The sequence below is a fragment of the Butyrivibrio sp. AE3003 genome, from assembly GCF_000686065.1.
In the GTDB taxonomy this organism is placed as follows: Bacteria; Bacillota; Clostridia; order Lachnospirales; family Lachnospiraceae; genus Butyrivibrio; species Butyrivibrio hungatei_A.
In genome coordinates this window covers 2,777,266-2,789,460 of the sequence record NZ_JMLX01000001.1, presented here as the reverse complement: position 1 = coordinate 2,789,460, position 12,195 = coordinate 2,777,266, and the positions used below count along the sequence as shown (strand labels likewise).

General features: G+C 41.8%; 12 protein-coding genes and 1 other RNA gene. 2 read left to right on the top strand and 11 right to left on the bottom strand.

All coding sequences use genetic code 11. The features are described 5' to 3' along the window. Positions 1-25: 25 nt before the first annotated feature. The 4 genes from CD00_RS0113355 to tadA all read right to left on the bottom strand — a co-directional run bounded on the left by CD00_RS0113355 (position 26) and on the right by tadA (position 4,540). A complete protein-coding gene (locus CD00_RS0113355; protein ID WP_026656421.1) occupies positions 26-2,317 on the bottom strand; it encodes a hydratase in 2,292 nt (763 codons plus the stop codon). 95 nt (positions 2,318-2,412) lie between these two features. After that, on the bottom strand, positions 2,413-3,384 hold the full coding sequence (locus CD00_RS18440; RefSeq protein ID WP_051594205.1) for a DUF3502 domain-containing protein: 972 nt from the start codon (positions 3,382-3,384) through the stop codon (positions 2,413-2,415). Beyond that, a complete protein-coding gene (locus tag CD00_RS19485) occupies positions 3,362-4,003 on the bottom strand; it encodes an extracellular solute-binding protein (protein ID WP_051594204.1) in 642 nt (213 codons plus the stop codon). Before CD00_RS19485 ends, CD00_RS18440 begins: the two co-directional genes overlap by 23 nt. After that, on the bottom strand, positions 4,004-4,540 hold the full coding sequence (gene tadA, locus CD00_RS0113345; protein ID WP_420354238.1) for a tRNA adenosine(34) deaminase TadA: 537 nt from the start codon (positions 4,538-4,540) through the stop codon (positions 4,004-4,006). 145 nt (positions 4,541-4,685) lie between these two features. On the opposite strand from tadA, the gene CD00_RS0113340 reads away from it, so the two are divergent. Together CD00_RS0113340 and ffs are read left to right on the top strand one after the other, a co-directional pair. Beyond that, positions 4,686-5,093, top strand: a complete 408-nt coding sequence (locus tag CD00_RS0113340; RefSeq protein ID WP_026656419.1) for an RrF2 family transcriptional regulator — start codon at positions 4,686-4,688, stop codon at positions 5,091-5,093. 22 nt (positions 5,094-5,115) lie between these two features. Next, positions 5,116-5,320, top strand: an RNA gene (gene ffs, locus CD00_RS19915) — signal recognition particle sRNA large type. Here the strand turns inward: ffs and CD00_RS0113335 are convergent. From CD00_RS0113335 to metG, 7 genes are all read right to left on the bottom strand, one after another. After that, entirely contained in the window at positions 5,319-6,407 is a 1,089-nt protein-coding gene (locus CD00_RS0113335; RefSeq protein WP_026656418.1) for a PucR family transcriptional regulator, read from the bottom strand. The genes ffs and CD00_RS0113335 overlap by 2 nt on opposite strands. Positions 6,408-6,494: 87 nt before the next feature. Further along, positions 6,495-7,604, bottom strand: coding sequence for an ABC transporter ATP-binding protein (locus tag CD00_RS0113330; protein WP_026656417.1), 1,110 nt, complete (start codon positions 7,602-7,604; stop codon positions 6,495-6,497). Positions 7,605-7,798: 194 nt separating this feature from the next. Then, positions 7,799-8,224 carry a hypothetical protein gene (locus CD00_RS0113325; RefSeq protein WP_026656416.1) on the bottom strand — a complete coding sequence of 142 codons (426 nt, stop codon included), beginning with the start codon at positions 8,222-8,224 and terminating at the stop codon, positions 7,799-7,801. Then, entirely contained in the window at positions 8,211-8,612 is a 402-nt protein-coding gene (locus CD00_RS0113320; protein WP_026656415.1) for a YesL family protein, read from the bottom strand. Before CD00_RS0113320 ends, CD00_RS0113325 begins: the two co-directional genes overlap by 14 nt. A gap of 3 nt (positions 8,613-8,615) precedes the next feature. Next, positions 8,616-9,032 (bottom strand): GNAT family N-acetyltransferase, encoded by a 417-nt coding sequence (locus CD00_RS0113315; RefSeq protein WP_081670623.1) that lies wholly within the window; start codon positions 9,030-9,032, stop codon positions 8,616-8,618. Positions 9,033-9,084: 52 nt separating this feature from the next. After that, a complete protein-coding gene (locus CD00_RS0113310) occupies positions 9,085-10,032 on the bottom strand; it encodes an alpha/beta fold hydrolase (RefSeq protein WP_026656413.1) in 948 nt (315 codons plus the stop codon). Between the two features lie 109 nt (positions 10,033-10,141). Next, on the bottom strand, positions 10,142-12,175 hold the full coding sequence (gene metG, locus CD00_RS0113305; RefSeq protein WP_026656412.1) for a methionine--tRNA ligase: 2,034 nt from the start codon (positions 12,173-12,175) through the stop codon (positions 10,142-10,144). Positions 12,176-12,195 lie beyond the last annotated feature (20 nt).

Below are 12,195 nucleotides of genomic sequence, written 5' to 3'. Positions count from 1 at the left end.
GAAAACATACCAATACCAGTCCCTTTTATTTAACTCTGTTGTAGTTTATAAGGCAACCGTCAAGAATTATCTGTCTTTCGTCATCGGTGAGATTACCAAGCTTAAGTTCAAACTCAGTCATGCTGTCCCCTGCAACAGCATATGCCTTAATAACTTCATCCTTATTCTTAACCGCATCTCTGATTCCGGGAAGGAAGATGTAGTCTTTGTTCTTGAAAGGAAGTTCACCCTCTTCAATAACAAAAGGAAGCATACCCCAGTTAATAAGGTTTGAACGATATCTCTTTGTTGCGTATTCATTGGCAATGTTAGCCCATCCGCCAAGAACCTTCTGACATGATGCAGCCTGCTCTCTGGCAGATCCGTCACCCGGCTTTACAGCAAAGATTGTTGATCCGAATCCAACGTTGTCATTATTAACACCGCTGAACTTCTTACCGATCACATCCATTACGCCCTTAAGCTCGCCCCATGCCGCAATGGGATCTTTGCCCTCTACAAGAGCATCCTGTGCCGCACGAACTTCTTTTGCAAGTCCTACATATGCAGGATCTTTTCTTGATAATGTAAACTCAGCAAGTCCGAGAGGATTTGATCTGTAAGATGAAGTCTCTCCTGAAGGGATGAGCTCATCAGTTGTTGTTACAGGATCATGGATCTCTGATACAACTCTGAGTACCATGTTCTCAGGAAGTTCTGACATCTTAGGCCAATCCTTGATGTTGGGGCCAAGCTGAAGCTCAACGGAAGGATCTGCAACTCCATGTGAATCAAATACACGGTTCTTATAGATCTCACTGTCAAAGTGATACTTGTATTTCTTGAGTTCTCCGTCAAACTCTGTTGCAGGTGTAAGAACACCCTGATTAGCTGCTGTTGCTGCGATAGATCTTGCATCCATAAGTGCAACTGAAGCAACCTGGCCGTTCTGAACCTTAGAGCCTTCACGGTTAGGGAAGTTTCTTGTTGAATGTCTGATACTGAACGCATTGTTTGCGGGAGTATCACCTGCACCGAAGCAAGGTCCGCAGAATGCTGTCTTAAGGATTGCTCCTGTCTCAAGAATTGCAGCAGCTGCGCCGTTCTTAACAACTTCCATAAAGATAGGTGTTGAAGCAGGATATACACTGAGTGTAAATCTGTCGTTTCCGATATAGTGTCCCTTAAGGATATCTGCTGCTGCGCAAATGTTCTCAAATCCACCGCCTGCGCAACCTGCGATTATTCCCTGCTCAACAATGAACTTGCCGTCTTTGAGCTTATCCTGAAGTGAATACTCAATGCTGTCACCAAAGCTTACTCTTGCTCTCTTCTCAACATCTGCAAGAATATCGGCAGCATTGCGATTAACCTCTGCGATCTCATATACGTTACTTGGATGGAAAGGCATAGCGATCATAGGATTGATCGAGCTGAGGTCAACCTTAACAAGACCGTCATAGTAAGCAACCTTTCCGGGCTTAAGTTCTTTGTAATCACCGACTCTTCCGTGGATCTCATAGAACTCTTTGATCGTATCGTCTGTCTGCCAGATTGATGAAAGACATGTTGTCTCTGTTGTCATAACATCAACACCGATCCTGAAATCAGCACTGAGCTTCTCAACACCGGGTCCGACAAATTCCATTACTTTATTCTTTACGTAACCGCTTCCGAATACTTCTCCGATGATTGCAAGTGCAACGTCCTGAGGTCCTACGCCCTTCTTAGGCTCACCCTCAAGATAAATTGCTACAACTCCCGGCATATCAACATCATAAGTCTGTCCAAGAAGCTGCTTAACAAGCTCGGGGCCACCTTCTCCGATAGCCATTGTTCCGAGAGCACCGTATCTTGTATGTGAATCAGATCCAAGAATCATGCTTCCGCCTGCTGCAAGCATCTCTCTTGCAAACTGGTGGATAACCGCCTGATGAGGGGGTACATAGATTCCGCCATACTTCTGAGCAGCTGTAAGACCAAATACATGATCGTCTTCGTTAATTGTTCCGCCAACCGCACAAAGTGAATTGTGGCAGTTTGTAAGTACATAGGGAATAGGGAATTTCTCAAGTCCCGATGCCCTTGCTGTCTGAATGATTCCGACATATGTAATATCATGTGAAGTAAGTTTATCAAACTTAACGCATAACTTTTCCATGTTTCCGGAAGTATTATGCTCTTTAAGTATTCCGTATGCTATTGTGTTCTCTTTCGCACTCTTTGCCGCATCCTCTGATACACCGTTAGATGCGAGAACCGCTGCAGCCTCTGCATTATCAGGCACTACAGTGTTACCGTTTATGAGATAACACCCATGTTCAAGTGTTGTTACCATTACCATTCCTCCTACCCATTTTTACTACGCTATACATGTATACAATTTACAGGCGTTATTTTATCATAGTTTTCGTCTTCTTTGTATGATATTTATTAATGTCCGTTCTTATCCTTATCGGCATCATAAATATTCTGCAGATATGTTTTTACCTCATCTACTCCCGCGGCCTGTAGAGCAGTCCTGAATTCATTGACCTCAGCCTCCGGAGTTCCTTCATATCTGCCATACGTGATCTCAGGAATATATTTATCGCACACCTTGGTGACTGCTTCTATCGTATTGTTGATATTGGTCGTCATAAATCGGTATCTGTCCCAAGGATAGTCTATTGCAATCTTGTTATACTCTGACTTAAGTTCGTTATAATCATCCCAGGCATAGTTCGAGTCTGCTTTTTCATAGGAATCTCTTCTTCCCCACCAGAAGTTGGTTGTTATTCCATCTTTTTCGTCATTATATCCGTTAGGTCTCTCAAGCATGTCTTTGGGATTTATCTGGTACTGCACACCTTCAATTCCGTATCTTATAAGTCTGTAGCACTCCACATCATTTCTTAAGATATCGTACACCATAAGAGCTCTCTCAGGATTCTTTGACTTTGATGAGATTGCCATTGCTCCGTGCAAAATACTTGTCTTTAACAGATTTTCTTTTCCAAACCAGAAGAACTTAAGCTTTGCCTCAGGCTGATAAATTTCCATATTGGGCTTTATCGTAGTGTAATAGTCCTCTGTAGTCGCAAGAACAACCGAGGTATCTCCGTTATAGAAAGCCTCATAGTTATCCTTGTAATCCGAAAAATCACTTCTCCATACGCCCATCTCATTCCATTTCTTCATGAGCTTGGCATAGTTAATAAGATAATTACCCGACATATAAGGTGAAACTATCTGACTCTGCGCATTCTTAAAAATGCCCCACACTCCGTATTCGCCAAGCTCATATATAGGAATATAATTACTTTCGGACATAATATATCCAAGAGCCTGCTTTGTTTCTTTTCCGTCAGCATCCCAGAAAAGCTTCTCGGGATTCTGCTCTCTATAGAGCGTAAAAAAATGCATCAAGCGTATCCCAGTCCTGTATCTCACCTATGTTGAAATCTCTTCCGAGATCGTTACTCTTGGCTTTCTCTACATTTTTTACATCATCCAATCTGTAAACAAAACCATAGTTTATCCACTGGGTATACTCATTTTCCGGAATAAAATATATCTTTCCTTCATAAGTGCAGCAACTCCAGTCCATGGATGACACATATTTATATGTCTGCGGACAATATGTTCTAAGCATATCTTCAGAAAGGGGTAAAAAATATCCCTTAGCCGCGTTAGGCCATGCGTCAAGCCAGTCACTTCCCGCAGCGATAAGATCTACATTAACGTTTCCCAAACTAAGCGTCTTGTTATAATTTTCCAGATAATCGTTCCAGCCAATATAATAGATATCCAGCTTCGCATTTACCTTCTTTAAAAGAAGCTCGTTAAGTCTGTCCAAAACCTTCTCGGTCATTCCGTTTATGGGCTTATCTCCTATAGTCAGATAAGTAATTGTAACCGGAGGGCCTGAAACATCTATATTACGGTATTGAAAATCCGAAACTACTTTTCTACTGTTTCCACAGCCTACTGTACTAATTGTCATTACCGCTGTCATAACCAGCGCGAGAATCTTCCTTTTCACTTAAAGATTTCCTTTCTGCTCTTTCTCAGCTTTATTTCTTGCTCTCAGCTCTATAAAAAAATCTTTCAGCAGTTTACTGCATTCCTCTTCCAATACGCCTTTTTTCACAACAACCTGATGATTGAAATCCGGATTGTTCAAAATATTCATGACCGATCCGGCGCATCCCGCCTTGGGATTCTCCGCTGCCATAACGATTTCGGGTATTCTTGCCTGTACTATGGCTCCCGCGCACATCTGACACGGCTCCAAAGTAACATACAACTTACATCCCTCAAGTCTCCAATCTTTTATCACCTTTCCCGCCTTGCGTATAGCGGTTATTTCCGCATGTGCTAGCGGTGTTTTGTCTGTGTTGCGCCTGTTATATCCTCGTCCGATTATCTTGTCTTCATAAACTATTACGCATCCTATCGGAACTTCTCCAAGAGCAAACGCTTTCTTCGCCTGATTAATGGCGGCTCTCATGTACTTGATATCTTTAAGCTCATCCTCAGTGCAGTTTTCCATGTTCACACCTGCGGATTTTGGCTGCATTTTCATAAATATACTTCTTTCCTAGCGAAATGGTAGTAATTCTGTTAATATATGATATACGAATTACTTCATGACTTAAGTCATTTTTGCAATTCTACATTATATCACTATATTATACCAAATTATCTATAAAAAGGGGTTTTTTATGCGAATATCCACAAAGGGAAGATACGCTTTGAGAGTAATGATAGATCTTGCCAGCTTCGGTAACGACAATTTCATTTCACTTAAAGACATTTCTCAGAGACAAAACATACCTGTAAAATATCTGGAACAAATTGTTTCGACCTTAAATAGAGCAGGATACCTCAACAGCATGCGTGGAAGTAACGGCGGATACCGTCTTTCCAAGCCCTCCGAGGAATATAATATCGGTGACGTACTCAGAACAGTTGAAGGAAATCTCACGCCCGTTGAATGCGTCGCATATGAAAACGGGGTTATGTGCCCCAGGACCGATTCATGCAATTCTGTTAACTTCTGGAAAGGACTGGACGAAGTCGTAAACAAATACATCGACAGCTACACCCTTAAGGATCTTATCCAGCAATAACAAATTGACATTACGGTCAAAAAAAAGTATAGTAATCAAAGCGGTCTTGTGAAGGGTGCATGTAGCAGTCCTTTTGTACAAGCGTGGGTCTTATGCAATGAAAATCTGCGAACCGTGTCAGGTCGGGAACGAAGCAGCACTAAGCAGAACCTTTCATGTGTTGTAAGGTCGCCTGCGCTGCGTCGGAAGTCAACGTACATGTATCCCTCACAGGACCGCTTTCTTTTATTCTCTTTCCTTAAGATATTTCATGTAATTAAGGACCATGAGTGCGATCTTGAAGGTAAGCGCATCATCGAATTTTCTCACATCAAGTCCACAGCTCTTTTCAAGCTTCTCAATCCTGTACACAAGAGTGTTTCTATGTACAAAAAGCTGTCTTGAAGTCTCAGACACATTGAGGTTATTATCAAAAAACTTCGAAATAGTATTTAAAGTCTCTTCATCCAGATTACTGGGTACTTCCTTATCCTCAAAAATCTCATCTATAAACATCTTACAAAGGCTCTCGGGAAGCTGATATATAAGTCTTCCTATTCCGAGCGTATTATATCCGTTTGCCCTGCACTCGGCATTGAAGATTCTTCCGACTTCGAGCGCCATCTTTGCTTCTTTGAATGATTTACTGAGATCGCGTATCTCTTCAACTATGGTTCCGTACGCAACTCTTACATTTAAAAGGGCCTCTGTATTCATCATATCCACTATTGTTGTTGCCACGCGGTTTATGTCATCATATGACTCATTTTTTCCAAGTGACTTTACTATGATAATGCTGTTCTCATCAACCGCAGTTACATAGTCACCTGACGTAGACGAAAACATGCTGGACAAAAGCTCTCTTGCGCTGTTATCTTTTGTTCGTCCCGTTTCAACCAGGATTATAGTTCTGGGAGCCGTCACTTCAATCTTGAGCTTCCTTGCCCTGTTATACACATCAATCATCAGCATATTATCAAGAAGCAGATTCTGGAAAAAATTATTCCTGTCAAATCTTTCTTTGTAGGCAAGAACAAGAGCCTGAAGCTGGCTCACCGCAATCTTTCCCACCATATATGCCTGCTCATTGTCGCCTTTTGAAAGTAGAATATACATGGGATCTCCATCGTCCATAACCTTAAAAAGATGGATGTCACCTATCACCTGTGAATCCACGGGTGATGAAGCAAAACTTGTAATTATGGAAATATCGGAAAATCCAAGATCACTTGTAGACGCCACAACTTCTCCACCCAGATCCATAACACATAATTCTACTTTGGTTATAGCTCCAAGTTCACTTATACTTCCTTTTATCGTCTGCGTTGAAATCATGCTTTCTCCTTTCAAAAGAAACTACCTTAAGTATATCACAAAAGGAGCCATGCGTTTGCACGGCTCCTTAATAGTATATTCACAATATTAGTTTGTGATTGTCTCTTCTGTCTCTTTGTCGAAGATGTGGATCTTCTCAACATCAAATGCGAACTTAACCTTGTCGCCGGGTCTTGCTGTTGTACGAGAATCAACTCTTGCAGTGATAGGGAACTGATCAAGATCAAAGTACAGATAAACTTCTGCACCAAGAAGCTCGTATACGTTGATTGTTGACTCAAATACAGCCTTAGATGTGCTAACAACTACCTCTGAATCATCAACATCCTCAGGACGGATACCGAATGTTACAGTCTTTCCTGCGTAACCACCCTCGATAACCTTCTTAGCCTTTGCAGGAGGAAGCTCAATAAGCTGATCTGCTACTCTGAGGCTTGCTGTGTCACCTGAAACTACAACTTCAGCATCGATGAAGTTCATCTGAGGTGATCCCATGAATCCTGCAACGAAGAGGTTAGCGGGCTTCTCATAGAGGTTCTGAGGTGTGTCAACCTGCTGAATGAGACCGTCCTTCATAACTACGATTCTTGTACCAAGAGTCATAGCCTCTGTCTGGTCATGTGTAACGTAGATGATTGTTGTGCCAAGTCTCTGGTGAAGCTTAGCGATCTCTGTTCTCATCTGTACACGGAGCTTAGCATCAAGGTTTGAAAGAGGCTCGTCCATAAGGAATACCTTAGGATTACGAACGATAGCACGTCCCATAGCAACACGCTGTCTCTGTCCACCGGAAAGAGCCTTAGGCTTACGATCAAGAAGCTTGTCAAGATCAAGGATCTTAGCTGCCTCTTTAACCATCTTATCTATTTCAGGCTTCGGAACCTTTCTGAGCTTAAGTCCGAATGCCATGTTATCATATACTGTCATGTGAGGATACAGAGCGTAGTTCTGGAATACCATCGCAATATCTCTGTCCTTGGGCTCTACATCATTAACTACTCTGTCACCGATCTTAAGAGTACCTGATGTGATATCCTCAAGTCCTGCAATCATACGAAGAGTTGTTGACTTTCCGCATCCTGAAGGTCCTACGAAAATAATAAATTCTTTATCCTCAATCTGAAGGTTGAAGTTTTTAACAGCTTCAAACTTGTTGGGATATACTTTGCATACATTCTCAAGTGATAAACTTGCCATAACCTTAAATTCCTCCTAATTCATTACATAGCTTATGATAGAACTTAGTATAGCTTTGGCTCACTTTATTTACTATTCACTAATTTCACAAAATTTTTATAATACATTGGCCAATGTGCTCATTGACCTCAAAATACATTTCCAATTCCGTAATGTTGACGAATAATTTTAAAAATCCATATGCAACTTGCTAATTATTCACCTTTTTCTTCTTCATCAAGCTCGTCGAGTTTTCTGATAGCGGCATTCATCTCATCTTCTTCGGAAACCTCTTCTTCTTTGGGCTCGAATCTCTTGAAAGTAGGATTATAAAGAACCGCACAAAGATACGCAGGGCCCGCTATTCCCACAAGTACATAAATGGGAATAAATTTCATGTCAAAGAAATAAGCAAGAAGAATCGGAAGAAGCGAAACAAACGCCATTCCCAAAGATCTTGGAAGCGCGATTATCGTCAATATGAATGCATTCTTTATCGTCTTCACAATAGTGTTTTCAAATTTTGACTGGAGCGGAAAAACATAAAGTCCCACCATATACAAAAAGACGAACATTGCAAACACAACATATCTGTAGAATCCGCCTCTGCTTCTGAGGATAAGGAAATCAAGAATAAGCATTCCGCCCACAAAAAAACTTTATAACCTGAAGAACTATTCCCTGTTTAAAGTTTTCCTTGAACGATTTAAAGAATGTCTTCGTCACATAGCTGTCTTCTTCTCTGACCATCTTCAAAAGAACGTAATGCATAGCAGTGCATGCAGGGCCACATATTGCAGACAACGGAATTCCTATTATCCACGACCACATTACCGCTGCTACAAAAACATCATAACTAAACTGTCCACCCTCTGTCATAAGCGGTGAAACAGCCGGTCCCAAGATCATTACCTGCTCGATCATAAGCGGAACAGCAAATAACAGTGTCAATATGTTGAGCCACATTACATCGGCAAGTCTTGTAAGTCCAGCCACAAAGGGGCTATCTAAACTAAAAAATTTTCCCATTTTTCATAACCTCAATTCCATCGGTGTGAATTTTATTCCGTCGGCAACCGTCTCTTTATGCGTGTCTCTAAATCCCAGTCTGTGATAAAAATCGATCGCATACGGTGATGCATTGACTGTGAGTTTGTCTATCCCCTCTTCAGTCAAAACATAATCAGAAACAAATTTAATAAGGGCACTACCAATTCCATTGTAATGGTAGTCCCCATCAACAAACAATAGCGATATGTGTGATTTTTCCCTTATTGTGAGCATTCCCAGGCATTTATTGCCATATACCGCAACAAACAACTGATAATGCCCTGCTACAAACATCTTGTGAAGATTCTCATCCGTCACAAAGTTACGAAAATTACCTATACCCTCTACTGAATAATCAGGGGCGTCAAACTTGGCGAAAGTTTCCCACGCAAGTTTCATCGCCCCTTCCCAATCAGAATTGTATGCACATCTAACGATCACTTTTGATGTATCAATTATCACTGCTCAACACTTTCTTGATCCAATCCAGCTGATCTGCAAATACTTTTTCTCTTCCGATTTCCTGTTGAAGTTCATGGCGGAATCCGTCATAAATCTTTATATCAACATTCTTCATCTGTAATTGAAGCCTGTAAATATCGTAAAGTCTCTTGAGTGCCTCTCCGTAGCCACACACAGGATCTTCGCTTCCGCCGGTTATAAGCACGGGAAGAGTTTTCGGAATATCTTCCATCCTGTCCTCATCCTGTATTCTCTTTAACAGCTCAGCCATTGTCTTAAATCCATTAAGTGTAAAAATAAAGTTGCACGCAGGATCTGCGATATATTTTTTTATACTCTCTTCGTTATGTGATAACCAGTCAAAAGGTGTGGCAGGTTTCTCAATCTTCCTCAGATATCCCTTGAAGGCCATATCATTGATCATCTTCGAGCGATGCTTTTCACCGAAAAAGAACTGCAACAGGGATACCCAGAAATTCATCGCACCGAGTGTACCTCTTGTAGTGTACGCTGTTCCCTGGATTATCGCACCTTTTATTCCTGTTCCGTATCGTGTCATATACTCTCTGGCTATAAATGAACCAAAGCTGTGACCAAGGATAAATACCGGAACTCCCGGAAATTCTTCCTGTGTCATCTTCTTTAATCTATGCGCATCGCGCACCAAAACCGTTGCGGGATCGTTCTTACAAAAATATCCGTAAATACTGCCGGGTGGATTAACCGACTTACCATGGCCCAGATTATCATTACCTATAACCATTATGCCGTTCTCTGCCATAAAACGGGCATATTCATCATAGCGGTCGGTATATTCCTGCATCCCGTGAATAACCTGGAGAATTGCAATCGGCTGTCCCTCGGGAATCCATCTTACTGCGTTAAGCATGGTCTGTCTGTCACGTGATTTGTAAGTCAGTTCCTCTTTACGTACCATAAGAAATCCCTCCCAACGTGTGTGGTTTTACATTTTTATGATATACGAATTTCCGATTATTAAACACCTATATCATATTTATATGATAACACGAATCCCTATTAAATTATCAACAGATTTCTGCTCCCGAAGGCATTGTTTTTTCAGGTGTCATAAGTGCAAGATTGCCTTCCGCATCCTCCGCACAAAGGAGCATTCCTTCCGACATAACGCCTGCAAGCTTTGCGGGCTTAAGATTCACAAGTACCATTACCTTCTTGCCTACCATCTCCTCAGGAGAATAATACTTTCTGATACCTGATACAATCTGCTTTACCCGGCTTCCGATCTTAACCTGTGAGCAAAGAAGCTTTTTGGATTTTGCAACCGCCTCACACTTTATGATCTCGCCAACCTGGAACTGCATAGCTCCGAACTGTTCGTATGTAATCTCATCCTTTGCAGGGATATCGATAACTGCTTCGTCAGCATCACCTGCTGTTTTTGCAGGAGCGGGAGCAAGACCTGCTTTTGCAAGGTTCTCTGCAGCCTTTCTCTGAGCTTCTTCATACTCAGCCTTCTGCTTCTTTGTTATCTCTGCAGCTTTCTCAAGAACATCCTTGAGATCCTTGCGGGCAAAAAGCATTTCAGGATTCTCTGAAACCTTTGTTCCGTTCTTGTACAATCCGAACTTATTAAGAGTATCAAAATCTCTGTCAGCCGCATTGATCTGCTTCTTGATCTTAGCAGCAGTCTCAGGCATAAACGGATCAAGGAGAGCCGCACCGATTGAGATAGCCTCAACAAGGTTATAAAGAACAGTTGAAAGTCTGTCCTTCTTACTCTCATCCTTTCCGAGGATCCAAGGCTCAGTCTCATCTATATATTTGTTGCATCTCTTAAAGAGTGTAAAGATCTCTGTAAGTGCATCTGCAACACGAAGCTCGTCCATCTTTGCTTCAACCTTATCGTAGCAGCCTGTAACAACTGCCTTAAGGTCATCGTCAACAGCCTCTTTCACACCCTTATCGGCCAATACTCCGCCAAGATATTTGTTACTCATTGCGATAGTACGGTTTACAAGGTTACCGAGCGTGTTTGCGAGGTCTGAATTAAATCTCTCAACGAGAAGGTCCCATGTGATAACACCGTCGTTTTCAAAAGGCATCTCATGAAGGACGAAGTATCTTACGGGATCGACTCCGAATAAGCTTACAAGGTCATCGGCGTAGATAACGTTTCCTTTTGACTTACTCATCTTCTCGCCGCCCTGCAAGAGCCATGGATGGCCAAAAATCTGCTTAGGAAGAGGCTCTCCGAGTGCCATGAGGAAAATAGGCCAATAAATTGTATGGAAGCGAATAATATCTTTTCCGATAAGATGAAGATCAGCGGGCCACCACTTCTTGTACTCTTCTGAACTGTTGCCCTCTGCATCGTATCCGATACCTGTTATATAGTTTGAAAGTGCATCAAGCCACACATATACAACATGCTTATCATCAAAGTCTACGGGAATTCCCCACTTAAATGATGTTCTTGATACGCACAGATCCTGAAGTCCGGGAAGAAGGAAGTTGTTCATCATCTCATTCTTTCTGGAAACAGGCTGAATGAATTCAGGATGTGTGTTGATATGCTCAATAAGTCTGTCAGCATATTTGCTCATTTTGAAGAAGTATGCTTCTTCCTCTGCAGGATGAACTTCGCCGCCACACTCGGGACACTTACCGTCAACGAGCTGTCCCTCTGTATAGAAGGCCTCACACTCTGTACAGTACATTCCCTTGTAAGATCCCTTATAGATATCTCCCTGATCGTAGAATCTCTTAAAGATCTTCTGAACCTGCTTAACGTGGTCTTCGTCTGTTGTACGGATAAATCTGTCATAAGATGTATCCATGAGGTTCCAAAGTCCTTTGATAGTATCTGAAACTCTGTCAACGAACTCTTTAGGAGAATTGCATCCTGCTTCGATAGCTCTTGTCTCTATCTTCTGACCGTGCTCATCAGATCCTGTCTGAAAATGCACGTCAAATCCGTCTCTTCTCTTATATCTTGCTATAGCATCTGCAAGAACGATCTCATAACTGTTTCCGATATGAGGCTTACCCGATGTATACGCGATTGCTGTAGTTATATAGTACTTTCCCTTATTCTGCATTCTATCCATTCCTTCCTGAT

What these genes read in the sequence shown, in the direction of transcription:
- CD00_RS0113355 (WP_026656421.1), bottom strand. Translation starts at nt 2,317, where the DNA reads ATGGTAACAACACTTGAACATGGGTGTTATCTCATAAACGGTAACACT.
- CD00_RS18440 (WP_051594205.1), bottom strand. Translation starts at nt 3,384, where the DNA reads ATGCATTTTTTTACGCTCTATAGAGAGCAGAATCCCGAGAAGCTTTTC.
- tadA (WP_420354238.1), bottom strand. Translation starts at nt 4,540, where the DNA reads ATGCAGCCAAAATCCGCAGGTGTGAACATGGAAAACTGCACTGAGGAT.
- CD00_RS0113340 (WP_026656419.1), top strand. Translation starts at nt 4,686, where the DNA reads ATGCGAATATCCACAAAGGGAAGATACGCTTTGAGAGTAATGATAGAT.
- CD00_RS0113335 (WP_026656418.1), bottom strand. Translation starts at nt 6,407, where the DNA reads ATGATTTCAACGCAGACGATAAAAGGAAGTATAAGTGAACTTGGAGCT.
- CD00_RS0113330 (WP_026656417.1), bottom strand. Translation starts at nt 7,604, where the DNA reads ATGGCAAGTTTATCACTTGAGAATGTATGCAAAGTATATCCCAACAAG.
- CD00_RS0113325 (WP_026656416.1), bottom strand. Translation starts at nt 8,224, where the DNA reads ATGCTTATTCTTGATTTCCTTATCCTCAGAAGCAGAGGCGGATTCTAC.
- CD00_RS0113320 (WP_026656415.1), bottom strand. Translation starts at nt 8,612, where the DNA reads ATGGGAAAATTTTTTAGTTTAGATAGCCCCTTTGTGGCTGGACTTACA.
- CD00_RS0113315 (WP_081670623.1), bottom strand. Translation starts at nt 9,032, where the DNA reads ATGAAACTTGCGTGGGAAACTTTCGCCAAGTTTGACGCCCCTGATTAT.
- CD00_RS0113310 (WP_026656413.1), bottom strand. Translation starts at nt 10,032, where the DNA reads ATGGTACGTAAAGAGGAACTGACTTACAAATCACGTGACAGACAGACC.
- metG (WP_026656412.1), bottom strand. Translation starts at nt 12,175, where the DNA reads ATGCAGAATAAGGGAAAGTACTATATAACTACAGCAATCGCGTATACA.